21 protein-coding genes and 1 pseudogene are annotated in these 22,297 nt (G+C 67.4%); 18 read left to right on the plus strand and 4 right to left on the minus strand.

Translation table 11 applies throughout. The annotated features are described in order from the left end of the window. Positions 1-334 precede the first annotated feature (334 nt). Genes AB1578_11680 through AB1578_11690 form a run of 3 tightly spaced genes read right to left on the minus strand, consistent with a single transcriptional unit; the run spans position 335 to position 2,936 of the window. On the minus strand, positions 335-757 hold the full coding sequence (locus tag AB1578_11680) for a polymer-forming cytoskeletal protein (GenBank protein ID MEW6488557.1): 423 nt from the start codon (positions 755-757) through the stop codon (positions 335-337). Between the two features lie 48 nt (positions 758-805). Then, the gene (locus AB1578_11685) at positions 806-1,948 is read right to left on the minus strand and encodes a pentapeptide repeat-containing protein (GenBank protein ID MEW6488558.1); all 1,143 of its coding nucleotides are present in this window, start codon (positions 1,946-1,948) and stop codon (positions 806-808) included. Positions 1,949-1,973: 25 nt separating this feature from the next. After that, entirely contained in the window at positions 1,974-2,936 is a 963-nt protein-coding gene (locus AB1578_11690) for a helix-hairpin-helix domain-containing protein (GenBank protein MEW6488559.1), read from the minus strand. Between the two features lie 754 nt (positions 2,937-3,690). Here AB1578_11690 and AB1578_11695 point away from each other — a divergent pair. Then, a complete protein-coding gene (locus tag AB1578_11695) occupies positions 3,691-3,891 on the plus strand; it encodes a cold-shock protein (GenBank protein MEW6488560.1) in 201 nt (66 codons plus the stop codon). 137 nt (positions 3,892-4,028) lie between these two features. Further along, positions 4,029-4,463 (plus strand): DUF1622 domain-containing protein, encoded by a 435-nt coding sequence (locus AB1578_11700; protein ID MEW6488561.1) that lies wholly within the window; start codon positions 4,029-4,031, stop codon positions 4,461-4,463. Here the strand turns inward: AB1578_11700 and AB1578_11705 are convergent. Further along, positions 4,402-5,490 carry an AI-2E family transporter gene (locus tag AB1578_11705; GenBank protein ID MEW6488562.1) on the minus strand — a complete coding sequence of 363 codons (1,089 nt, stop codon included), beginning with the start codon at positions 5,488-5,490 and terminating at the stop codon, positions 4,402-4,404. The genes AB1578_11700 and AB1578_11705 overlap by 62 nt on opposite strands. Positions 5,491-6,083: 593 nt before the next feature. Here AB1578_11705 and typA point away from each other — a divergent pair. The 16 genes and pseudogenes from typA to AB1578_11785 all read left to right on the plus strand — a co-directional run bounded on the left by typA (position 6,084) and on the right by AB1578_11785 (position 22,253). Next, on the plus strand, positions 6,084-7,889 hold the full coding sequence (gene typA, locus AB1578_11710) for a translational GTPase TypA (GenBank protein MEW6488563.1): 1,806 nt from the start codon (positions 6,084-6,086) through the stop codon (positions 7,887-7,889). A 320-nt stretch (positions 7,890-8,209) separates the two neighbouring features. Next, positions 8,210-8,773, plus strand: coding sequence for a hypothetical protein (locus tag AB1578_11715; protein ID MEW6488564.1), 564 nt, complete (start codon positions 8,210-8,212; stop codon positions 8,771-8,773). Positions 8,774-9,062: 289 nt separating this feature from the next. Further along, positions 9,063-10,010 (plus strand): 4Fe-4S dicluster domain-containing protein, encoded by a 948-nt coding sequence (locus AB1578_11720; protein MEW6488565.1) that lies wholly within the window; start codon positions 9,063-9,065, stop codon positions 10,008-10,010. Positions 10,011-10,021: 11 nt separating this feature from the next. Then, positions 10,022-11,263 (plus strand): sulfate reduction electron transfer complex DsrMKJOP subunit DsrP, encoded by a 1,242-nt coding sequence (gene dsrP, locus AB1578_11725; protein MEW6488566.1) that lies wholly within the window; start codon positions 10,022-10,024, stop codon positions 11,261-11,263. A 452-nt stretch (positions 11,264-11,715) separates the two neighbouring features. Further along, complete coding sequence (locus AB1578_11730) at positions 11,716-12,042, plus strand: hypothetical protein (protein ID MEW6488567.1); 327 nt, start codon at positions 11,716-11,718, stop codon at positions 12,040-12,042. A gap of 66 nt (positions 12,043-12,108) precedes the next feature. Further along, positions 12,109-12,879, plus strand: coding sequence for an ABC transporter permease (locus tag AB1578_11735; protein MEW6488568.1), 771 nt, complete (start codon positions 12,109-12,111; stop codon positions 12,877-12,879). After that, positions 12,879-13,637, plus strand: a complete 759-nt coding sequence (locus AB1578_11740) for an ABC transporter ATP-binding protein (GenBank protein MEW6488569.1) — start codon at positions 12,879-12,881, stop codon at positions 13,635-13,637. Before AB1578_11735 ends, AB1578_11740 begins: the two co-directional genes overlap by 1 nt. 17 nt (positions 13,638-13,654) lie before the next feature. Next, entirely contained in the window at positions 13,655-15,382 is a 1,728-nt protein-coding gene (locus tag AB1578_11745) for an MlaD family protein (protein ID MEW6488570.1), read from the plus strand. A gap of 48 nt (positions 15,383-15,430) precedes the next feature. Then, positions 15,431-16,009, plus strand: a pseudogene (gene purH / locus AB1578_11750) (bifunctional phosphoribosylaminoimidazolecarboxamide formyltransferase/IMP cyclohydrolase). Between the two features lie 14 nt (positions 16,010-16,023). Further along, positions 16,024-17,298 carry a phosphoribosylamine--glycine ligase gene (gene purD, locus AB1578_11755; protein MEW6488571.1) on the plus strand — a complete coding sequence of 425 codons (1,275 nt, stop codon included), beginning with the start codon at positions 16,024-16,026 and terminating at the stop codon, positions 17,296-17,298. Between the two features lie 237 nt (positions 17,299-17,535). After that, entirely contained in the window at positions 17,536-17,886 is a 351-nt protein-coding gene (locus AB1578_11760) for a cytochrome c3 family protein (protein ID MEW6488572.1), read from the plus strand. 114 nt (positions 17,887-18,000) lie between these two features. Then, positions 18,001-18,900 carry a LysR family transcriptional regulator gene (locus AB1578_11765; protein MEW6488573.1) on the plus strand — a complete coding sequence of 300 codons (900 nt, stop codon included), beginning with the start codon at positions 18,001-18,003 and terminating at the stop codon, positions 18,898-18,900. Positions 18,901-19,189: 289 nt separating this feature from the next. Continuing rightward, positions 19,190-20,032 (plus strand): fumarate hydratase, encoded by an 843-nt coding sequence (locus AB1578_11770; GenBank protein MEW6488574.1) that lies wholly within the window; start codon positions 19,190-19,192, stop codon positions 20,030-20,032. Further along, on the plus strand, positions 20,029-20,580 hold the full coding sequence (locus tag AB1578_11775) for a Fe-S-containing hydro-lyase (protein ID MEW6488575.1): 552 nt from the start codon (positions 20,029-20,031) through the stop codon (positions 20,578-20,580). Before AB1578_11770 ends, AB1578_11775 begins: the two co-directional genes overlap by 4 nt. A 295-nt stretch (positions 20,581-20,875) precedes the next feature. After that, positions 20,876-21,289 carry a 4Fe-4S dicluster domain-containing protein gene (locus AB1578_11780; protein ID MEW6488576.1) on the plus strand — a complete coding sequence of 138 codons (414 nt, stop codon included), beginning with the start codon at positions 20,876-20,878 and terminating at the stop codon, positions 21,287-21,289. A gap of 97 nt (positions 21,290-21,386) precedes the next feature. After that, a complete protein-coding gene (locus tag AB1578_11785; protein MEW6488577.1) occupies positions 21,387-22,253 on the plus strand; it encodes a CoB--CoM heterodisulfide reductase iron-sulfur subunit B family protein in 867 nt (288 codons plus the stop codon). Positions 22,254-22,297: the final 44 nt, after the last annotated feature.

Consider the following 22,297-nt stretch of genomic DNA (forward strand, 5'->3'; position numbering starts at 1 on the left):
CCCCCCGGGGGGCCCCCGTTGGGGGGGGGGGGGGCCCGGGGGGGGCCCGCCCGGGGCCCCCCCCTACGGGTGAAACGGCCGTATTCCCGAGCTCTCAGCCGCTATACGAACCCACACGGGTCGAAACAGAGCCTCTTCTTCGGGGGCCCCCGCGCGAAGGGTTCGGCTGCCGGTGAGTTCTGGTGAGAAGTGGGCTGCGAGACGACCCCCGGAGCGCAGGAGCACGGGACTGTCGCAGTCTGGCGCGAGAGGTAGCCCAGCGCACCCGGTGATCCCCCGGCCCGTCGAGGGCCGGGGGTCTCGGTGTCCGTTTCGTCCCCCCGAGGACGACCCTCTACCCTGCCGGCTTCTCCGCCGGCTTGTCTCCCAGCTTTTCCTGCGGACCCGGCTTCTTGACGCCGGCGGGCGCGGGCCCCACCTCCAGGGTCGCCGCCCCGAAGACCAGGTGCAGCTTGTCCGAGCCGCCGCTGGCGAGCTTTACTTCCAGGGTCTTGGCGCGGATGGCGGTGTGGTCGCGCACCCGGCCCGAGAGCTGGAGGGTTCCGGCGTCGATGTCGCCGGCGATCTCGCCGCTCGACTTCAGGTCCTCCACCTTGATCTTGCCGTTCACGGTGCCCGAGTCGGTCACTACCAGCGCTGGCGCGGTGAACTCCCCGTCCACGGCGCCGCTCACGGTGACGGGGCAGTCGCTCGTGACGACTCCCTTTACGGAGGTTCCCTGGGCAATGGTGGATTCGCGCGCGGTCTTGGGTTCCATGGTTCCTCCGCCCGTCTGCACGGGGCTCGAGAAATGGGTGCGAAGAGGCTATCGGGTGATCTGGAGCCGCAGGCAACACCCGGGCTCGAAACCGAAACGGGTCAGCCCCGGGGGCTGCTGAATCGTGCCCACGGCCGTGCCGGTGGCGCCGACGAAGAAAACCTTGGGGATCGTCAGGGCCTTGCCGGAGTCGTTGAGCATCTGGCCGTGGACGAGCACCACACCCCGCCCCTCCACCCGGCAGTCCCGCAGGACACCCGTGGGACCGATGGTGAGCCGGGCGTCGTCGCCCAGCACGATCCGGCAGTTCTCGAAGCGCCCCTGCACCTCGACCACCGAGCCCTCGCTGAACTCGAGCTCCGCGTTCTTCAAGACGTCGCCTTCGCCGAAGAACCGGGTGGCCGGTGCACCGGGTGCCGGGACGGCTCCGGGCGCGGGCATCGCCGCTGCCGGGGCAGCGGGCGCGGCCTCCGGCTCCAGAAAGGCCCCGATCCGGGCCCCGTCTTCCCGGAGCGAGCCGTCGGCGGCGCGGCTGACGTCCCACCACTCGACCAGGGTCTGGGCAAGGCTCGCCCGATCGGCTCGGATCCCCCAGACCTTGGCCCCGTTGAGGATCGCCCCCTCCAACAGGGTCGAGGAGAAGTCGCACTCCCGCAGGTCTGCGTCGCTGAGATCCGCCTCCTCCAGGTTGGTGCTGTCGAGGGCGGCCCTGCGCAGGTCGGCGCCTTCGAGCTTGGCCCCCCCCAGGTAGGCGTCGGCCAGGTCGGCCGAACGCAGGTTCACCCGCAACAGCTCGGCCTTTCCGAGGTTGGCGTCGGCGAGAAGGGCGTTTTGCAGGCGCGCCTTCTCGAGCTTGGCGCCCTCCAGGTTCGCCCCTTCCAGGTTGGCGCGGCTGAGATCCGCCCCCCGCAGGTTGGCGCCCGTGAGATTTGCGCCGTCCAGGTCCGCGTTGCGGAGGTTGGCTCCCTCGAGATCGGCGCCCTCGAGGAAAGCCTCCCGCAGACAGGCGTTGGCGAGCACGGCGCCCTTGAGGTCGGCTCGAGCGAGATTGGCCCCGGTGAGGTCAGCCCGCGCCAGCTCGGCCCCCGGAAGAGAAGCGCCCTCCAGGTCGATCTCGCGCAGGTCGGCCCGCTCGAAGCTCTGGCCTTCCTTGACCCTCTTGAGCAGGTCGTCCCGTGAGAACTCCGCCATCGTGGCTCACTCCCTCAGCTGAGGTTCAGGCCGGTCCGCTCGGCCCCTGGGGGCCGTGTCCGGCCAGGGCGGCTGCGAACGCCCGCAGTCGCTGGATGCGGTTTTCGAAGGAGAGCTTCTGGAGCTCGTCCACCAGATGTACTTCGCCCATCTCGGCCAGGAGAACCGAGAGTCGCAGAGACGCCGTCTCCCGGGCCTTCCTGTGGGTGCGGCGCGCTTCGGCGTCCTGGGCTCCGTGTCCCAACTGCTCTGCGAATCCGGCGTGGTGGGCCGCGAGGCCCGCCAGGAGCGGCTCCAAGGTTTCCATCCACAGGGCGGGGGAGTCGAAGCCCTGACGCGCGTCGCGCTCGACGCAGTACTCGGCTACCGCGTGGCAGATCCGCTCGGAGAGCCGCGAGGAGACCCCCGTGGTCTGGGTGAGGTCGCCGGGGTTGGCGCGCTCCAGCATCTCCACCGTGGTCACGCCGGCGCCGAAGATCTTGTCCAGGGTGACCTTCCCCACGTCGGGGATCTGGCGGAGCAGGCAGTGGACGATCACGGTGTCCCGCTGGTCCTCTCCTTCCTGGAAGGCGAAGGCCTCGGGCAGGGCCGATGAGAGCTCGGCGAAGGCTGCGAGAATGGCCTGGCGGTTGGCACCGTCCACCACGGCCTCGTTGCCGCCGGCTTCCCGGAGGAGGGATTCGAAGCCATCGAGGGAAGGAAGCAGGCTGGTGAACCCCATCAGGCGGGCGGAGCGCCCCACCATGGCCACCGCGGGCAGACAGATCTCGAGCCACTCGGTCGATACCGGACCGTTCTGGAGACGGGTCAGGAACTGTCGTACCGGGCGCACATAGGTGGCCGCGATGGCTCCGAACATCTCCCGGGTCTCGGGCGATTCGGACTCCAGAGAGGAGCCCTCCTGCGCGGCAGCGGCCGGTTCGAGCACCCCGGCCGGGTCGAGGGAAGAGGTGGCGGGGGCGTCCAGATCGTCGAAGAAGCTGTCCACGAACGCCCCGACCGCAGGCGAAGCTTCCCCGTCCCAGGCCTGACCGGATCCCGATGCCGGCTCGCCTGCCGAACGCTCCACATCGATCCCAGCCGGGGGACCCGCGTGGCCCTCCAGCGCGCTGGGGTCCTGGTTCCGGCGTTGGGTCTCGCCCCAGGGGGATGGCTGGGCGGGGACCGCGGGCGCAGCAGGGGAGGCACCCGCTCCGAGGGGCTCCGACACGGGACGGGGGCGCTCGGGTTCGGGACCCTTGCCCGAAAACCAGCGCCCGAACAACCGAGAGACACTTCCCATCGGCATCCATCCGAGGTCGAGGGGTTGGCAGGCAGTGGGACGGGAGACACCGGTCTCCCCACCGCTGTGTCCGACACCCCCTGTATCGGGACGGACCGGTGAAGAGTTGAGAAGAAAGTTTGGGGCACCCGTGGGTCTCCCCGATCGGTGAAGTCCGACGGGATTTACCCTGCCGGCGGGAAAACCTCTTGACGCTCGTGGACGGAACGGTTTACGGTCTGGCCCGGGGTCGGCGGGGGTGGCCCAGCCCCTTACGGGGCTGGCGGGCAGGGCAGCGCCCCACGACCGGGGAGCTCCTTCCATCGTCTCGCGGGAGGGAGCGCGAGCCAGGCGACACTCCGATGGCTGAGAAGTACAGAACGGCAGGGCGCGTCCTTTCCTTCTGGGGCTTTCGAACCATCGCCAGTGCACCACGGGGGTCGGAAGGGCCCAGCGTTCGAGAGGAAAGGAGGTGTGAGTCATGGCAAGGGGTACGGTAAAGTGGTTCAACGACCAGAAAGGCTACGGATTCATCTCCCAGGAGAGCGGACCGGACGTGTTCGTCCACTTCAGCGCCATCCAGGGTGAGGGGTTCAAGACCCTGGCCGAAGGGCAGACGGTGGAGTTCGACGTGACCCAGGGGCCCAAGGGCGCCCAGGCGTCCAACGTGCGTCCCGCCTGACCGCTTCGGGAGGTCGAAGTTCCCAGGCCGGACCCGCGCGAGCGGCTCCGGCCTTTTTCTCGTTGAAGCTGCGCGAAGACAGGCGGCACCCCAGCGTGGGCCGGGCAAACCCCAAACGGAAGAAGGGGAGGTGAGAGGTGGAGGAGGCCTTGCGCACCGTGGCGGAGCATGTGGCCCTTACGGCGGAAGCCTTCGCCGTCTTCTTCATCATCCTGGGATTCGCCCAAGCCGTCCACACGTTCGTGCGCAAGGGCCTCCTGCGCAAGCGCACCCACCGTGCGCTGGTGGAGGCGCGAAACGAGCTCGGGCACATGCTCTCGCTCAGCCTCGAGTTTCTGATCGGGGCCGACGTCCTGCTTACGGCCATTTCCCCAGGTTGGGAAGAGATCGGGAAACTCGCGGCCATCGTGGGCATCCGCACGGTCCTCAACTTCTTCCTGATCCAGGAGCTGCGGGTTCTTGGAGGAAAGGGCGGCAGGGAGGTGGTGCGTCCTCGAAGGAACTTGACGGTCAGGCTGCGGCGGCGGGGGTGTCTGGAGGAGGAGCCGGGAGCGACCGGGGCCACGCGCTGATGACGGCCTTGACGAGGGTGGCCAGGGGGATCGCGAAGAAGACGCCCCAAAGGCCCCACACCCCGCCGAAGAAGAGCACGGCGACGATGATGGCGATGGGATGGAGGTTGACCGCCTCCGAAAAGAGCCACGGCACCAGGAGGTTGGCGTCGAGGGCCTGGATCACCAGGTAGGTGGCGGTCAGGTATCCCAGGTTTGCGCTCCACCCCCATTGGAAGAAGGCGATCAGGAGCACCGGCACGGTGACCGCCACGGCGCCCACGTAGGGCACGATGACCGAGAGCCCCACCAGCGCTCCCAGGAGCATCGCGTAGTTCAGCCCGAACACCCCGAATGCCGCGTAAGTCACAACCCCCACGATCAGGATCTCCGCAAACTTTCCCCGCACGTAGTTCCCGATCTGCAGGTCCATCTCCTTCCAGATTCGGGTGGCGATCCCGCGCTCCTGGGGGAGGTAGTTCACCAGCCAGCCCAGGATCTGGTCCTTGTCCTTGAGGAAGAAGAAGACCAGCACCGGCAGGAGTACCAGGTACACGATCGTGGTGAAGAGGTGGGAGAGGGAGGCCAGGGAGACCGAGAGGAGGGTCTGCCCGAGACGGGTGACGTTCGCGCGCACCCCGGCAAAGAGTTCGGCGACCTGGGCCTCGGTCACGAAGTTGGGGTAGCGCTCCGGGAGAAGGAGCAGGGCGCGCTGGCCCCTGGCGATCATGTTGGGGAGTTCCTGCACGAGTTGGGTGATCTGCTGCGACAGCAGCGGTGCGAGACCCAGGGTGAGAAACAGCAGGAACGCGAGAAAGATCGAGAAGACGAAGAGGACGGCCGGCAGCCGGGGAATCCTGTGGCGCACCAGAAAGGCCACCGGCGCCTCGAGCAGATAGGCGATGACCACGCTGGCGAGCACCGGGGCGAGCATCCGCCCCAGGAGCAGCACCACGGCGAACCCCAATACCAGCAAGACAGCAAGGATGACTGCCTCGGGGTGCGAGAAGTATTTGCGGATCCAGCGGCGCAGCGTGGGATTCGTCACGTCGCGGGTCCTCCAAGCGCTTCGGTTCCCTTTCCCTCGCCGCGTCCCGGGGAGGGCCCTACGGGAGCGCCGCCGGACCCCGGGCCCGCCGGCAGGCGAAGGCGAACCCGGTTAGCATGCGGGACGCGGGGGTTTGGGTCAAGGCGCCGCCATCGCCTGGATCTAACGCCTCGATGGAGAGCAGGGCTCGGGAGCCCCTCCGCTGCGCCGCGCGATCCGCGCGAACTGGAAAGGGCAGGCCCGGCGGACTCCCCGCAAATCCGATGTGCCGAGCGTCATCCCTTTCGTGAGCGTGGTACGCAACGGCCAGAATCCACCGCCTAATCTAGGGGCGGGGTCCGGGAGCCCCGGAGCGTGGTCCCGTACCGCATCGACTGATCCGCCGCAGTCCATGGAAACCGGTGAGGCCAGGCGCACCGGTTGCGCGAGGGACCCCTCCTCCAATTGCCGCGGATTGCGGGGCGGAGCGCAGGGGCTCCCGGACCCCGCTTACCACCCAGGCGGTGGATCGAGGACGGCGTTTCCTGTGTCGCGCGCTCGCCGATTGTGGTACAAAGGCCGGCTTCCCCCCGCTCCACCTTCACGAGGACTTCATGGCCGGCCTCCCCTTTCGCAACATCGCGATCATCGCCCACGTGGATCACGGAAAGACCACCCTGGTGGACGCCATGCTTTGGCAGAGCGGCACCTTTCGCGAGAACCAGAAGGTGCAGGAACGAATCATGGACTCCAACGCCCTGGAGCGGGAGCGGGGGATCACCATCCTGGCGAAGAACACCTCCGTCCGTTACGGCGACGTGAAGATCAACATCGTCGATACCCCCGGACACGCCGACTTCGGGGGCGAGGTGGAGCGGACGCTGCGCATGGTGGACGGGGTGCTCCTGCTGGTGGACGCCGCGGAAGGGCCCCTGCCCCAGACCCGCTTCGTGCTCAAGAAGGCCCTGGAGATGGGCCTCGCCCCGATTCTGATCATCAACAAGATCGACCGGTCCGATGCCCGCGCCGCCGAGGTCCTGAACGAAGTCTACGACCTCTTCATCGATCTGGACGCCACCGAAGACCAGCTCGACTTCCCCGTCTTCTACACCGACGCCCGCAAGGGGATCGCCCGGCGCTCCCTGGGCGACGAGTCCTCGAATCTGCGCCCCCTCTTCGAGGAGATCGTCACGTCTCTTCCGGCCCCCAAGGGAGACCCGGAAGCGCCCCTCCAGTTCCTCGTGACGAACCTCGACTACAGCGACTACCTGGGGCGGCTGGCCGTGGGGCGGATCTTCAACGGCCGACTGAGGGTAGGGGGAGGACTGGGCCTGGCGACCCGTGACGGGGTGGTGCCCGTCAAGGTGAGCACGGTCTACACCCACGAGGGGCTCAAACGGGTGGACGTGGAGGAGGCCGTCGCGGGCGATATCGTGGCCGTGGCGGGCCTGGAGGAGGTTTCCATCGGGGACACCCTGGTCCACCTGGACCGTCCGACTCCCATGCGACGCATCGTCGTGGACGAGCCCACCCTGGCGATGGTCTTTTCGGTCAATACCTCTCCCTTCGGCGGACGCGAAGGGGACTATGTCACCTCCCGGCAGATCCGAGGCCGGCTGGAGAAGGAAGCCCTGCACAACGTGGGGATCGGCGTGGACCTCTCCCAGCCCGACGCCTTCCAGGTGATGGGCCGGGGGGAGCTGCAACTGGCGGTCCTCATCGAGACCATGCGCCGGGAGGGATACGAGCTGAGCGTGTCCAAACCCGAAATCCTTACCAAGGACATCGGCGGCACCGTGCACGAGCCCATGGAGTTGGTCGTGGTGGACTGCCCGGACGAGTTCGTCGGCGTCGTCACCCAGAAGCTCGGCACCCGGCGGGGGCGCATGCTCAAGATGACCAATCCGGGTCACGGCCGCGTGCGGATGGAGTTTCGCATTCCCTCGCGGGGGTTGATCGGGTTCCGCTCCGAGTTCCTCACCGATACTCGGGGCACGGGAATCTTGAACCACCTCTTCGACGGGTACGAACCGTGGCAGGGGAGCGTGCCCGGCCGCACCACGGGGGCGCTGGTGGCCGACCGGGGGGGGCGGACCACGACCTACGCCCTGTTCCACCTCCAACCTCGGGGCATCCTCTTCGTGGGGCCCGGGGTGGAGACCTACGAAGGGATGATCGTGGGGGAGAACAGCCGGGAAAACGACCTCGACGTCAACGTGATTCGCGAAAAGAAGCTGACCAACATGCGGGCGTCGGGAGCCGATGAAGCCCTGCGCCTGGTCCCGCCCCGGGAGATGACCCTGGAGCACGCCCTGGAGTGGATCGACGGCGACGAGCTCGTGGAGGTCACGCCGACCCAGATCCGAGTTCGCAAACGGGTTCTCGCTGCCAACCAGCGGCCCAAGAAGAAGCGGGAGTAGGGGCTGGGCGTTGGAACGAGTGGAACACAGAGAAACAGCCGCCGCCCCCGGGCCTCTCGGTGCAGCCCCAGCCGCTTGCTCTCGGAACCGAATTTCTATCCGGCACTTGGCTTTTGCCTGGTGACACACGTTTGAGCCCGGTGTTGCGCCGTTTGAAACACCTTGACAGCGCGGGGGGCCTCTCTTAAGATCGCCGCCTTCGGCCCGCACGGGTAAGGCGGCCCGCTGGGAGCGCCAAACGGTGGTTTCCCTCGGCCAGCCTGCCACCGCGCTCGCCGACGTGCTTCGACCATCCCGGAAGCCGAGGAGGAAGACCAGTCATGAGACGAGTCTGGGTTCTCGCCGCCGTCTGCGCGTGTGTGGTCGCCTGGGAGCCTGAGACCGACGCGGCCCAGGAGTTCGCCGTGCCGCCGCCGCCGTTGAGCGAGGATTACTACCCCTGCTCCCAGTGCCACGCCGACCTCTCCACCGACCCCACTCCCCGGCAGCTCACGGACGAACACACCGACATCGTCTTCGATCACGCCGAGCAGTTCCGCTGGTGCCTCGACTGCCACGACGCACGGGATCGGGACAAGCTCCACCTGCAAAGCGGAGAACGCCTCGACTTTGGCGAGTCCTACCGGCTATGTGGCCAGTGCCACGGCGACAAGTACCGGGACTGGAGGGCGGGAATCCACGGCAAGCGCACAGGGCGGTGGGACGGGGAGAAGCAGTACTTGCTGTGTGCCCACTGCCACGACCCGCACTCCCCCCGGTACGTGCTGCGGGCCGACCCTGCTTGGACCGGGACCTCCGACCGCCAGCCGGAGCCTCCCCCCCAGGTTCCGGGCTCGCAGACCCTCCCGGCTCGAAGGGAAGGGCAGGGGGCGGGGGGCCACTGAGTTTGCCCACGAGCTTCGACCGCCCCGAGGGATGAAGCGCAGCGCGTTCCCCCTCACCCAGGGCCCCTCTTCCATCGCGGGCGAGGGGACTCAAGAGAGCGGATTCTTCAAGGGGGCCACCCCGGGGCAGAGTTGAGGGAGGTCCGGGCCCAGAGGCGAGTCGCGAGGGTCCGGAGGGAGCGGCTCCGAAGGGCCGCGGGTCAACCGGCTGCGCAGGGCGTGTTCCGAGACGCAGCAGCGGCGGGAATCATCGGCGGGCGCGCGGATTGGTGCGAAGGAGAGGATATCGATGTCCGAGAGCAAGAGGCAGGTGACGACGGTCGATGCCCGGCAGGCGAGCCGGCGCAAGTTCCTAAAAGGCCTCGCGGCCGGAGCGGTGGCGGCGAGTGTTCCTGCTCCGGCTCTGGCCCAGGGTGGGCGAGGGTTTCTCGGCTATTCCTCCTGGGCGGAGTACTTCCAGAAGAACTACCTGCTCATGTCCCCAGAGGAAAAGGCGGCCGCCCTGCGCCGGCTGGAGGAGAAGTACAGCGCGAAGTACGGCAGGAAGGTGACGGTCAAGGATACGGGACCGCGGGAGGACGTGCTCTTTGCCTACGCCCTGGACCTGAACAAGTGCGTCGGGTGCCGGCGGTGCGTCTATGGGTGCGTTCGGGAGAACAACCTTCCCCGCGAGGGGGAACAGATCCACTACATCAAGGTTCTCCGGTTCGAGGACGGTGTGATGGACTTCGAGCGGTCCGACCGGTACTACGATCCGAAGGAAGTTCCCGAGGACGGCTACTACTACATGCCGGTGCAGTGTCTACACTGCCGAAACGCTCCCTGCGTGAAGGCCTGCCCCGTAAAGGCCACATGGACGGAGCCCGACGGGCTCGTGGTCGTCGACTACAACTGGTGCATCGGCTGCCGGTACTGCATGGCGGCGTGCCCCTACGAGGGCCGCAATTTCAACTGGCAGGACCCCGTCATCCCCTCCAGCGAGCTCAATCCCGAGACCCACTACCTGGGCAACCGGCCCCGGATGCGGGGCACGGTGGAGAAGTGCACCTTCTGCATCCAGCGTAGCCGCGAGGGGCGTTACCCGGCTTGCGTCGAGGCGTGTCCGGTGGGAGCCCGCAAGTTCGGCAACCTCCTCGATCCCAAGTCGGAAATCCGCTACATCCTGGAGAACAAGAGGGTCTTCCGGATCAAGGAGGAACTCCTCACAGAGCCCAAGTTCTTCTATTTCTTCGGCTAGAGGTGCGCGCGATGAATACTCTGGTGGAGTTTTTCGTCGGGACCTTGGTGCTCGTCTTCCGGGGGGGCCGCAAGTATTACGCTTGGATGGCGTCCCTGGCAGCGGTCGCCCTGGTGGGATTGGGGGCCTGGGTGTACCAGCTCGACCAGGGGCTGTTCGTTACCGGCATGCGCGACCCGGTGAGCTGGGGGCTCTACATCGCCAACTTCACGTTCCTGGTGGGCGTGGCGGCTGCCGCGGTGCTCCTGGTGATCCCCGCCTACATCTACAAGTGGGGGCCGATCAAGGAGATCGTCCTCCTGGGCGAGCTCCTGGCGGTGGCAGCCATCGCCATGTGCCTCATGTTCGTCACCTTCGACCTGGGGCATCCGGAGCGCTTCTGGCACCTGATCCCGGGGTGGGGGATCTTGAACTTCCCCATCTCGATGCTGGCCTGGGACGTGGTGGTCCTCAACGTCTATCTCGCCATCAACCTGGTGGTGCCGGTGTACATCCTCTACAACGCCTACCAGGATCGGGAGCCGAACTACAAGATTCTCTGGCCCCTCATCATCTTGTCCATCCCCGCGGCCGTCTCGATTCACACGGTGACGGCCTTCCTCTACAACGGCTTCCCGAGCCGCCCGTTCTGGAACGCCTCGATCCTCGCGCCCCGGTTCCTGGCTTCGGCCTTCTGCTCGGGACCGAGCTTCATCATCCTGGCGTTCCAGATCATCCGCAGGAATACGGCCATCAAGATCCAGGACCGGGCCATCTTCAAGCTGGGCGAGATCGTGGCCTATGCAATGGGCATCAACCTCTTTCTGCTGATTGCCGAGCTCTTCAAGGAATACTACGGGGGCACGGTCCACATGGCGCCCATGCAGTACCTCTTCCAGGGCCTTCACGGCCACAACGACCTGGTGCCGATCATCTGGACGGCGGTCGTGTTCAACGTCACGGCCTTCGTGCTCTTCCTCGTGCCCAAGACACGGGAGAACTTCGTTACCCTGAACCTGGCGTGCGTGCTCACGTTCATCGGCGTGTGGATCGAGAAGGGGCCGGGCCTCATCCTGCCGGGCTTCGTCCCTTCTCCCCTCGGGGAAATCTGGTCCTACTGGCCGACGACCCCCGAGGTGTTGATTACCTTGGGCATCTGGGCCGTCGGCTTGATGGTCTATACCCTGCTCCTGAAGGTGGCGATACCGATCGAGGTGGGCGAGTTCCGCCAGATCAAGGATCGCTTGCGGGGCATCGCCAGAGAGCGGGTCTGAGGGCCCGGCGGGCGCGTTGCGAGGGGGGTCCCTGTGGAGGGACCCCCTCTTTCGTGGGGGAATGCCGGATCGGCAGCGGGGCTGCGCCTCAGACCGCCGGCGGGCGGTTTGGGGTTGGGGCCCGTTTCGCCTTGAAACCCCTCTCCCGGCTTGACTATGATCGCAGCCTTCGGTCCCGGCCGTTGCAGCGGCAGGGGAGCGGTGCGAGGTTTGCCGCGAGGTCGGCGTCACATTTCGGGGCGAGGAGGGTGGCAATGGGTCACGGGAGGTTTGGGAGACGAGATCAGACGACCCTGCCGCTGGCAGCGGTTCTGGCTCTGGGCCTTGCGGGGTGTGCGACGGCGCCGGCCCCGGGGCCCGCGCCCGTGCCCGCGCCCGCGCCCGCGCCAGCTCCGGGAGTGAGCGTGCCTGCGTCGCCGGCTTCGGTGCTGGACCCGCGGGAGGAGCGGCAGATGACCCGCGACCTCCTGCGCGACGTGGCCGAGTACCACCGACTTCTGCGAGAACGCAACGTCGAGCAGGCGTCGGGCTACGTGCTGCCGGAACAGCGCAAGGCGTTCCAGGACGACCTGTGGGGCCTGGTGGCCCGCTACCGCATCGAGAGCGCCGACGTCGTCAGCCATCAGCTCTTTCCCCAGCCAGACGGGGTCATGGCCAAGGTGAAGGTCAACCGGACGCTCTTCGAGCGCAACTCGGTGGTTCCCCAGCGCTCCGAGATGTGGATGACCTGGCGGCACCAGGGCGACCGCTGGGTCCTCGTCCCGCAACAGCAGAAGTAGTGCAGCAGGGGCCCTCGATTTCGGCCCGGGCCCCGCGGCGGCGCGGTGGGAGGGCATGGGACGGGAATGACGGCACTTCTCGAGCTGTTCGGCCGGATCGTGATCGCGCGGATCGAGGAGGTCGGCCGCGTCTTCCTGTTCCTGTTCGAGACCGCGGTCACGTGTTTTACGCCTCCCCTGCGCTGGCGCCTCCTGTTCCGGCAGATGGAGTTCGTGGGAGTGCGTTCCCTCTCGGTGGTGATCCTCACGGGCACCTTTACCGGGATGGTGCTCGCCCTGCAAAGCTATTACGGCTTTCGGAAGTTCGGCGCCGAGGGCCTGGTGGGAACCACGGTGGCCCTCTCCATGGCCCGGGAGCTCGGACCCGTGCTCACGGGCCTCATGGTCACGGCCCGGGCGGGCTCGGCCATGGCCGCGGAGCTCGGCACCATGCGGGTGACGGAGCAGATCGACGGGCTCTTCGTGATGGCCGTGGATCCGGTGCGTTACCTGGTCGTCCCCCGGATCCTCGCCGCATTCGTCATGCTCCCGGTGCTCACGATCATCAGCGATTTCGTCGGGGTGTTGGGCGGGTATTTCGTCGGCGTGAACCTCCTGGGGATCAACTCCGGCATCTACATCTCCAATACCGTCAAGTACGTGGAGCTCTCCGACATCTACAACGGGCTCGTGAAGGCCGCGTGCTTCGGGTTGATCCTGGCGTCGATCGGCTGCTACAAGGGGTACAACGCGCGGGGAGGCGCCCAGGGCGTGGGCCAGGCCACCACCGAGGCGGTGGTGCTCTCGTCGGTGCTCATCCTCATCAACGACTACTTCCTCACCGCCATGATGTTCTGATGGAACCGGCCATCGTGGAGTTCGTGGACGTCCACAAGTCGTTTCGCAACCAGAAGGTGCTGGACGGACTCAACCTCCGGATCGTCCGGGGCCGCACCACGGTGATCATCGGGCGCAGCGGGGGGGGCAAGAGCGTGACCATCAAGCACATGGTTGGGCTGATCCGCCCCGACCGGGGCAAACTTCTGGTGGACGGGGAGGACGTGCTGACCCTGGGCAAGCGCGAGATGAGCCGGGTGCGCAAGCGCTTCGGGATGCTCTTCCAGGAGGGAGCGCTCTTCGATTCCATGACGGTGGGCGAGAACGTGGCGTTTCCCCTCGTGGAGCACACCAAGCTCGGCGACGAAGAGATCAGGGCCCGGGTGGCGGAGATGCTCCGGGTCGTGGGGTTGCCGGGGATCGAAGAGAAGATGCCCTCGGAGCTCTCGGGCGGCATGCGCAAGCGGGTGGGCCTTGCTCGGGCGCTCATCCGGGAGCCCGAGATCGTGCTCTTCGACGAGCCTACCTCGGGGCTCGACCCCATCATGGCCGACGCCATCGACCGGCTGATCCTGGAGACCCAGAAGGAATCGGGCCGCACCTACGTGGTGATCAGCCACGACATCCGGGCCACGTTCCAGATTGCGCACTACATCGCCATGCTCTACGAGGGCCGGATCATCGCCTACGGCACCCCCGACGAGATCCGGGCCAATTCCAATCCGTTCCTCGTGCAGTTCTTGCAGGGCAGCGCCGAGGGTCCGATCCGGATCCAGTAAGGACCGCCGTGAAGCGCATGTCGCCCGAAGCCAAGGTTGGGTTGCTGGTCCTCGCGGGCCTGCTCCTGCTCGTGTACATGTCGTTCAAGGTGGGCAAGATCGGTTTCGGCCCCGGGGGCGGCTATATGGTGACCCTCGATCTCGACAACGCCGTGGGCCTGGCCAAGGAGGGCGAGGTCCTGGTGGCCGGCATCCCGGTGGGGCGGGTCGAGGACATCCGCCTGCGCAACGGCCGCGCTCAGCTCATCCTGCGCCTGCGGGGCGACGTGGAGCTGCCGGCCGACAGCACCGGCAACGTGCGCACCCAGGGAGTCCTGGGGGAGAAGTATGTGGAGATCCAGCCGGGGAGGAGCTCCAAGGTTCTCGCGGAGGGCGCCGCCATGACTGCGGGCGCTCCTCCTGGCGACCTCGACCAGCTCGTGACCAACTTGAACGGCGTGGCGGGCGACATCAAGCGCGTCACCGAGCGGCTGGCCAACGTGCTGGGAACTCCGGAGGGGGAGGAGAGCCTGCGAGAGCTCCTGTCCGGTCTGCGAGACACCGCGGTGGCGCTGCGCGAGGTCGTGGCCGAGAACCGCGAGGCCCTGCGGGCTTCTTTGGAGAACGCGGCCGGGCTCACGGGCGACCTGAGGGAGCTCGTTGCCGCCAACCGGGCCAACATCGACGAAAGCCTTGCCCATACGCGCGATTTCACCCGTACCCTGGCGGAGCAGACGCCGGCGATCGCCCGCAATCTGGAGGGTCTGACCGCAGAGCTGGGCGCTGTGGTGGCCGAGAATCGCGCCGCCTTGCGGGCCGGTGTGGAAAACCTGCGCGATGCGTCGGCCCGGTTGGCCGACACCTTGACTTCGGTGGATTCCCTTGTGGCGGCGGCCAACAGCCCCGAGGGGACCCTGGGCCGTCTCATCCACGACGACGCCCTCCACCGGGACCTGCAGGATACCCTCGGAGACGTGCGCAGCGTGCTCGGGCGCCTGGAGCGGGGGGAGGGGACGCTGGGCAAGCTCCTCACGGACGACGCGGCCTATGCCGAACTCGCCGAGGGCCTGGGAAACCTGCGCCGCATCACCGACAAGATCGACCGGGGCGAGGGCACCCTGGGGAAGCTCGTCAACGAAGAGAGCGTCCACAGCAACCTGAATCAGACGCTGGAGGGCATCACGGACTTCGTGGCGGGCGCCAACCGGTTCCAGTTCGAGCTGGGCTACACCGGGGAGTACCTGGGCAAGCTGGGAGAGACCAAGAGTACCTTCGGCCTGGAGATCCGCCCCCGCCAGGATCGCTTCTACTACGTGGGACTGGTCGACGATCCCCGGGGCCACCGGGAGACCGAGGTAACCGAGCGCGTCATCACCGACGAAGGCGGCACGCGAACGGTGCGAGAGGAAGAGACGGTCACCCGCGACCAACTCAAGTTCTCGGCGCAGGTGGGAAAGCGTTTCTCTTTCCTCACGGTGCGGGGCGGCATCCTGGAGTCTGCCGGGGGGGTTGGGGCCGACGTGGACCTCTTCGCGGATCGACTGCGCCTCACCTTCGAGGCCTTCGACTTTGCTCGGGACGAGGGCCCGCCGCACCTCAAGCTCGCAGCGCGGTGGACCCTGCTGCGAAATCTCTTCCTCACGGCGGGCTTCGACGACTTCATCGACGACAAGGGCCGGGCCGACTACTTCGTGGGCGGCGGCCTGCGCTTCCTGGACGACGATCTCAAGTTTCTCTTGAGCCCCGCGGCGAGCGCGGTGCGATAGGCGCGGGGCGGCGTCGTGCCGGCCGTCCCCCCCGTTGTGGAGGCATCAATGGCGAAGGTGCGCAGGGCCATCGTGAGCGTTTCGGACAAGGAGGGCGTGGTGGACTTTGCCCGGGGCCTCGCCGAGCGAAACGTGGAGATCCTCTCCACGGGAGGCACGGCGCGCCTCTTGCGGGAGGCCGGGGTCCCCGTGGTCGAGGTGAGCTCCTACACGGGCTTTCCCGAGATGCTCGACGGGCGGGTCAAGACCCTCCACCCCAAGATCCACGGCGGCATCCTGGGGTTGCGCGACGTGCCCGAGCACGCCGCCCAGATGAAGGCCCACGGGATCGAGCCCATCGACCTGGTGGCGGTCAACCTCTACCCCTTCGAGCAGACCGTCTCCCAGGCCGGGTGCAGCCTGGAGGAGGCGGTGGAGCAGATCGACATCGGCGGGCCCTGCATGATCCGGGCTTCGGCCAAGAACCACGGGTACGTGACCGTGGTGGTAGACCCCTCGGACTACCCCCGCATCCTCACCGAGCTCGACCGCCTGGGGGGTGAGACGAGCCCCGAGCTGCGCTTCGAGCTCGCGGTGAAGGCGTTCGGCCGCACCTCCCAGTACGATGCCGCCATCAGCGGCTGGCTCCGGGGGAGGGGCGCATGAACGTCCTCGTCGTGGGGGGCGGGGGCCGGGAGCACGCCCTGGTGTGGAAGCTCGCCCAGAGCCCTCGGGTGACCCGCATCTATGCGGCCCCCGGCAACGCGGGGACCGAAGAGCTGGCCCACAACGTGGGGATCGAGGCCGAAAACGTCGAGGGGCTCCTGGCGTTTGCGGAAGCGGAGAAGATCGGCCTCACCGTGGTGGGCCCCGAGGCCCCCCTGGTGGCGGGGATCGTGGACCGCTTCCGGGCCCGGGGGCTCCGGGTCTTCGGGCCGAGTGCGGCGGCCGCGCGGCTGGAGGGCTCCAAGGCTTTCGCCAAGGCCAAGATGCGGGAGTTCGGCGTGCCGACCGGGGACTACCGGGAGTTCACCGACGCCGACTCGGCGCGGGCCTACGTGCGGGAAAAGGGAGCGCCCCTGGTGGTGAAGGCCGACGGACTGGCCGCGGGCAAGGGCGTCATCGTCGCGCACACGGTGGAGGAGGCCCTTCGGGGGGTGGAGGCCATCCTGGTGGAGGGCGTCTTCGGCGACGCCGGCCGGACGGTGGTGGTAGAGGAGTTCCTGGAGGGCGAGGAGGCGAGCTTCCTCGCGTTCTGCGACGGGACCACCGTGCTTCCCATGGCGTCGACCCAGGACCACAAGGCGGTCTTCGACGGGGATCAGGGACCCAACACGGGCGGCATGGGTGCCTACAGTCCGGCCCCGGTCCTGAGCCCGGAGCTCTTCGAGGCCGCGGTGGATAGCGTGATGCGCCCCATGGTGGAGGGAATGGCCGCCCAGGGCACCCCCTACGTCGGGGTCCTCTACGGGGGACTCATGGTTCGAGACGGGCAGCTCCAGGTGCTGGAGTTCAACTGCCGCTTCGGCGACCCCGAGTGCCAGCCCATCGTCATGCGGATGCAGGGGGACCTGCTTCCCGTGCTGGAGGCCTGCATCGACGGGCGGCTCGAGCACGTCACGCTCGAGTGGGACCCCCGGGCGGCGGTGTGCGTGGTCATGGCCTCCGAAGGGTATCCCGGCGCCTACCCCAAGGGAGTCGAAATCCGGGGGCTCGAGAAGGCGAGCCGGCTGCCGGACACGGCGGTCTTCCACGCGGGCACGCGGCGGTCCAACGGCCGGATCGTGACGAGCGGCGGCAGGGTGCTGGGGGTCACGGCCCTGGGAAACGACATCGGCCAGGCGATCGAGCGGGCCTACACCGCCGTGGGTGCCGTCTCGTGGCCGGGAGCCCACTACCGGACGGACATCGGCCGAAAGGCCCTGGCTCGATCGTGAGGAACGCGGCGCTGGCGCGTCGGATCCCGGCCCTCGGGGGCCCGGCGCTCGCCCGCAGGCTCCAGGAGCGCCGCCGGGGAAAATTGGGCTCGAAATCGGGGTGAAAGCTTGACCCTGGTGGGGGGCCGATGGTATACCAGCCTCGCTGTCCCGGCCAGGGAGCAATGGATTTGGGTGGGAAAGAGAAACAACGCCAACAGAGTGGGGCAAACCAACAGAAAGGGAGGTAGAACAGCAATGAAGAAAGTCATCATCATCGCCACAGCTGTCCTGTTTTGCGCCGGTGTGGGCCTCGGCATCGCCGTTGCCAAGGATGCGCCGGGCGGCGTCATCAACGTGAGCAGCCCCGGTGCGAAGAAGGAGCCCGTACCCTTCGACCACGCCAAGCACAAGGACATGAAGTGCGACCAGTGCCACCACAAGGGCCTGGACGACCCCAAGTGCAGCACCTGCCACACCGTGGAGGGCAAGGACGGCGTCTCCAAGCTCCAGGACGCCATGCACGGCCGGGAGAAGGGCGCCTGCCGGTCCTGCCACTTCGACGAAGGCGCCAACAAGCTCAAGTGCGCCGACTGTCACAAGAAGTAGGCGCTCGCGCTCCCGAGGGAGTTTTGAGGGCGGCCCGTTCGGGCCGCCCTTTTTTCTCGCCGGAGGCTGGCAGCCCGCCTCCCTGCGCCGGTGAGCCCCAGGAGGATCGGCCCCATGTCCCTGCGCGCCCTGCGCACCCTCATCGTCATCGCGCGCACGGGCAGCTTCTCGGCCGCCGCGGGGGAGCTCGGGCTTACCCAGGCCGCGGTGAGCCACCAGGTAAAGGCCCTCGAAGAGGAGCTCGGCGCCGAGCTCTTCGACCGCACCGGGCGGGGGACGAAGCTCAACCCTTCCGGGCGGCTGATCCTGGAGCGGGCCGAAGAGATCCTGGCCCTCTACGACGGCCTGCGGGGCGAGCTGGACCCGGGCGGGGGGGTGCGGGGGGTGCTGGAGCTCGGGGTCATTCCCACCGCCCTTACGGGCCCCGTGCCCGTGGTGCTCGCCCGCCTGAAGGCGGAGCACGAGGACTTCCAGGTCCGCATCCGGTCTGGCATCTCGGACCATCTGGCTCCCCGGGTGGAGAGCGGGGAGCTCGACGCAGCCCTGATCAGCGAGCCGCCCTACGCCCTGCCCCCGCAATGCGCGTGGCGCCCCTACGACGAAGAGCCCTTCTACGTAGTGGGGCCGCGCAGCGCCGGGGCGGGAGACGACCGGGCCCTCTTCGAGCAGCTTCCCTACGTGCGTTTCGACAAGACGGCCTGGACCGGCGCGCTCATCGAGGGGCACCTCATGGCCCGGGGTATCCACCCCCGGGACGTGATGGAGCTCGACTCCCTGGAGGCGGTGCTGAGCCTCGTGGAGCAGGGCCTGGGGGTGGCGGTGGCGCCCTTTCGAGCTTCCCGGGTGGAACGGGCCCGCCAGCGGTTCACCCTGATCCCCCTGGGCGATCCCCAGCTCCGCCGTCGCGTGGGCCTCTACGAGCGCACCCGGCACCCGAGGCGCCCCCTCACGGAGCTGCTCCTGGCCGCTCTGCGAAGCGAGTGCAGCTTCAAAATTTCTTATGGCAAAGATTAGTAATTATAAGGTTTCTCTCCCCGGCAACCGCCTTTATACTGGTTCAGCCGTCGCCCCTTCCCCGGAGAGAACCCGGGCGGGGCGCAGGCGGGCAGGGGAGGGCCGGCAGCCGGGGCGGAAGAGGGCTCTGCGCGGGCGGAAAACAAACGACGGGTTGCACGGTGCCCGGTGTTCCCGGGGGCGCCTCTTTTTTAGTTAGACTGTAGGTTTTTACTCTTGCTAAAGTCTCGGGCCGGCGAGTACGATCCGGCCAGCCTTCCCCCCCGCGCTTCTCCCATTGGGGCGTCCCATGCGTGAAGTCCACGTCCGAGAGATCTCCCAGGCCCTGCGCCGCATGGCGGTGGAGGCCAACACCGAGCTGGGGCAGGACGTGCTCGACGCCTTCGCCCGCTGCCAGGCGGCGGAGGAGAGCCCCACCGGACGCGACATCCTCGACCAGCTCCGGGAGAATGCCCGCATCGCCCGGGAGGAGAAGCTGCCCCTGTGCCAGGACACCGGCTTCGCCGTCGTGTTCGTGGAGCTGGGGCAGGACGTGCACCTTACGGGGGGCGACCTCTACGAGGCGGTGAACGACGGCGTGCGCCGAGGCTACCAGGAGGGGTACCTGCGAAAGTCCATCGTGGCCGACCCCCTGCGCCGGAAGAACACGGGCGACAACACGCCGGCGGTCGTCCACGTGAAACTCGTGCCCGGGGAGCACGTGAAGCTCACCTTTGCCCCCAAGGGCGGGGGCAGCGAGAACATGAGCGGCATCGCCATGCTCCGACCGGCGGACGGGGTGGAAGGCGTCAAACGGTTCGTCCTCGACCGGGTGAGCCAGGCCGGCCCCAACCCCTGCCCCCCCACGGTGGTGGGCGTCGGGATCGGGGGCACCTTCGAGGTGGCGGCCTACCTATCGAAGCTCGCCCTCCTGCGGCCCCTGGGGCAGCGTCACCCCGACCCCTACTACGCCGCGCTCGAGGACGAGCTCCTCACGGCCGTGAACCGGCTGGGGATCGGCCCGGCGGGCCTCGGGGGTACCACCACGAGTCTCGACGTGCACGTGGAGGTGCACCCCTGCCACATCGCGAGCCTCCCGGTGGCCGTGAACATCCAGTGCCACTCGGCGCGACACAAGGAGGTGGAGCTGTGATCCGCCTCGCGACTCCGCTGACCGATGCCGACGCGGAGAAGCTCTCCGCCGGCGACCAGGTGCTCCTCTCCGGAGCCGTGTACACGGCGCGCGACGCGGCCCACGCCCGGCTCGTGGAGCTCGTGCGGGAGGGGAAGCCTTTGCCCTTCGACCTCCGGGGGCAGGTGATCTACTTCGTCGGTCCCACCCCCGCGCCGCCCGGCCGTCCCATCGGCTCTGCGGGGCCGACGACCTCGTACCGCATGGATCCCTACAGCCCGGTCCTCATTGGCCTCGGCCTCAAGGGCATGATCGGCAAGGGCAAGCGCTCCGTCGAGGTCGTCGAGGCCATGAAGCAGCACAAGGCGGTGTACTTCGGCGCCACGGGCGGCGCCGCCGCGCTCATCGCCCAGCGGATCGTGGCCTCGGATCTCGTGGCCTACGAGGACCTGGGCCCCGAGGCGATCCGGCGGCTCCAGGTCGTGGACTTCCCCGCCACGGTCCTCATCGACTGCCGTGGCGGCGACGTGTACGCGGAAGGGCGGAAGAAATACGCCAAGGCGGGGTAGGCGGAGGACGCCGGGGTTTTGGACAGGATGACAGGATGTGCAGGATGGGGTGGATGGAAATCGTTGTTCGGTTTGGGGCGCGTTAACCACGAAGACACGAAGACACAAAGAGGATCACGGCGCAGAGGGTGGGCTTGGAAAGTAAATAGACGAGACGCCTTTGGCGCACTGGAAGTTCTTGGTGTCTTCGTGTCTTTGTGGTTGTATCATCCTGTGGTTGTATAATTGGCGCCTTCCATCCTGCCCACCCTGTTATCCTGTCAAATGGGTTTTTCGTCCGGAAAAGGGAACCGACATGCGCGTGAAGCTCGACGGGGACAAGGTTCGGAACGACCGGATCAAGAAGGTGGAGGAGATCTCCTGCCAGAGCGTGTACCGGTGCTACCAGTGCGGCAAGTGCTCCGCCGCGTGCCCGGCTACGCCCGAGATGGACATGCTCCCCAACCAGGTGATCCGCTATCTACAGCTCGGGATGGACGAGAAGGTCTTCGCCGCCAACACCCCGTGGATTTGCGCCTCCTGCCTCCAGTGCATGAGCGTGTGCCCCAAGGGGGTGGATCTCGCGCGGATCATGGAGGCGATTCGGATGCTCCAGCTCCGCAAGGGAAAGAACGAGATCGAGATCCGCAAGTTTCCCAAGGAGTACCTTGAAAAGGCGCCCCAGATCGCGTTCATCAGCGGGTATCGGAAGTTCTTGTCGTTGAGTTAGATATTGGCGCGTTGCTCGTTGTTTGTTGCGCGTTGGAGAATGGATACAGATCAACCCGCAACCCCCAACCCGCAACGCGCAACACGCAGAGGTTCCCATGAACTACCAGTACTTCCCCGGCTGCACCCTCTACACGAAGGGCAAGAGCCTGGACGAGGCGGGAAAGAGGGCGGGCGAGAAGCTCGGCTTTACCCTCGAGGAGATGCCCTACTGGACGTGCTGTGGGGCGACGTTCCCCCTGGCGGAAGACTACGACATGGCGCTCGCCTCCCCCACCCGGGTGCTGGCCCGGGGCCGGAAGGCCGGGGAGAAGCTCGTCACCCTGTGCGCCGTGTGCCACAACGTCTTGAAACGCACCAACCACGTGATGAAGACCAACCCCGAGCGCCGCGCCAAGGTGACGGACTTCATCGAGGAGCCCTACGGGGGCGACCTGGACGTCATCCACTACCTGGAAGTGTTGCGCGACGAGGTCGGCTTCGAGAATTTGGCTGCCAAGGTGGAAAAACCCCTGGCCGGTCTCAAGGTAGCGCCGTTTTACGGGTGCCTGCTCCTGCGGCCCAAGGCCGAGATGGCCATGGACGACCCGGACAACCCCTCGATCTTCGAGGACCTCCTGCGAGCGCTCGGAGCCGAGCCCGTGGACTACCCCATGAAGGCCGAGTGCTGCGGCGCCTTCCAGGTGGTGCACTCCGACGCCATGGCCACCCGGTGCTCGCGCGAGATCATCGACTCGGCCAGGGCCCGCGGCGCCGAGATGCTGGTAACCGCTTGTCCGCTCTGCCAGTTCAACATCGAAGAGCGCCAGGGCGAGATGGCCAAGGGTGAGCAGGGGTTCAAGGGTCTGCCGGTGCTCTACTTCACCCAGCTCCTGGCCCTGGCCCTGGGGGAGCCCGCCGAGGCCATGGACGTGAGCCGAAACCACACCGACCCCCGGCCGGCGCTCCAGGCGCGGGGGCTGTGAAGGGGAAAGGGTAGCGGGTAGGGCGGGGCTTGCCCCGCCGCAAC

Source organism: Thermodesulfobacteriota bacterium, assembly GCA_040756475.1.
GTDB lineage: Bacteria > Desulfobacterota > Deferrisomatia > Deferrisomatales > JACRMM01 > JBFLZB01.

What these genes read in the sequence shown, in the direction of transcription:
- AB1578_11760 (MEW6488572.1), top strand. Translation starts at nt 17,536, where the DNA reads ATGAAGAAAGTCATCATCATCGCCACAGCTGTCCTGTTTTGCGCCGGT.
- AB1578_11720 (MEW6488565.1), top strand. Translation starts at nt 9,063, where the DNA reads ATGTCCGAGAGCAAGAGGCAGGTGACGACGGTCGATGCCCGGCAGGCG.
- purD (MEW6488571.1), top strand. Translation starts at nt 16,024, where the DNA reads ATGAACGTCCTCGTCGTGGGGGGCGGGGGCCGGGAGCACGCCCTGGTG.
- AB1578_11745 (MEW6488570.1), top strand. Translation starts at nt 13,655, where the DNA reads ATGTCGCCCGAAGCCAAGGTTGGGTTGCTGGTCCTCGCGGGCCTGCTC.
- typA (MEW6488563.1), top strand. Translation starts at nt 6,084, where the DNA reads ATGGCCGGCCTCCCCTTTCGCAACATCGCGATCATCGCCCACGTGGAT.
- AB1578_11740 (MEW6488569.1), top strand. Translation starts at nt 12,879, where the DNA reads ATGGAACCGGCCATCGTGGAGTTCGTGGACGTCCACAAGTCGTTTCGC.
- AB1578_11685 (MEW6488558.1), bottom strand. Translation starts at nt 1,948, where the DNA reads ATGGCGGAGTTCTCACGGGACGACCTGCTCAAGAGGGTCAAGGAAGGC.
- AB1578_11765 (MEW6488573.1), top strand. Translation starts at nt 18,001, where the DNA reads ATGTCCCTGCGCGCCCTGCGCACCCTCATCGTCATCGCGCGCACGGGC.
- AB1578_11770 (MEW6488574.1), top strand. Translation starts at nt 19,190, where the DNA reads ATGCGTGAAGTCCACGTCCGAGAGATCTCCCAGGCCCTGCGCCGCATG.
- AB1578_11735 (MEW6488568.1), top strand. Translation starts at nt 12,109, where the DNA reads ATGACGGCACTTCTCGAGCTGTTCGGCCGGATCGTGATCGCGCGGATC.
- AB1578_11715 (MEW6488564.1), top strand. Translation starts at nt 8,210, where the DNA reads ATGAGACGAGTCTGGGTTCTCGCCGCCGTCTGCGCGTGTGTGGTCGCC.
- AB1578_11730 (MEW6488567.1), top strand. Translation starts at nt 11,716, where the DNA reads ATGACCCGCGACCTCCTGCGCGACGTGGCCGAGTACCACCGACTTCTG.
- AB1578_11680 (MEW6488557.1), bottom strand. Translation starts at nt 757, where the DNA reads ATGGAACCCAAGACCGCGCGCGAATCCACCATTGCCCAGGGAACCTCC.
- AB1578_11780 (MEW6488576.1), top strand. Translation starts at nt 20,876, where the DNA reads ATGCGCGTGAAGCTCGACGGGGACAAGGTTCGGAACGACCGGATCAAG.
- dsrP (MEW6488566.1), top strand. Translation starts at nt 10,022, where the DNA reads ATGAATACTCTGGTGGAGTTTTTCGTCGGGACCTTGGTGCTCGTCTTC.
- AB1578_11785 (MEW6488577.1), top strand. Translation starts at nt 21,387, where the DNA reads ATGAACTACCAGTACTTCCCCGGCTGCACCCTCTACACGAAGGGCAAG.
- AB1578_11695 (MEW6488560.1), top strand. Translation starts at nt 3,691, where the DNA reads ATGGCAAGGGGTACGGTAAAGTGGTTCAACGACCAGAAAGGCTACGGA.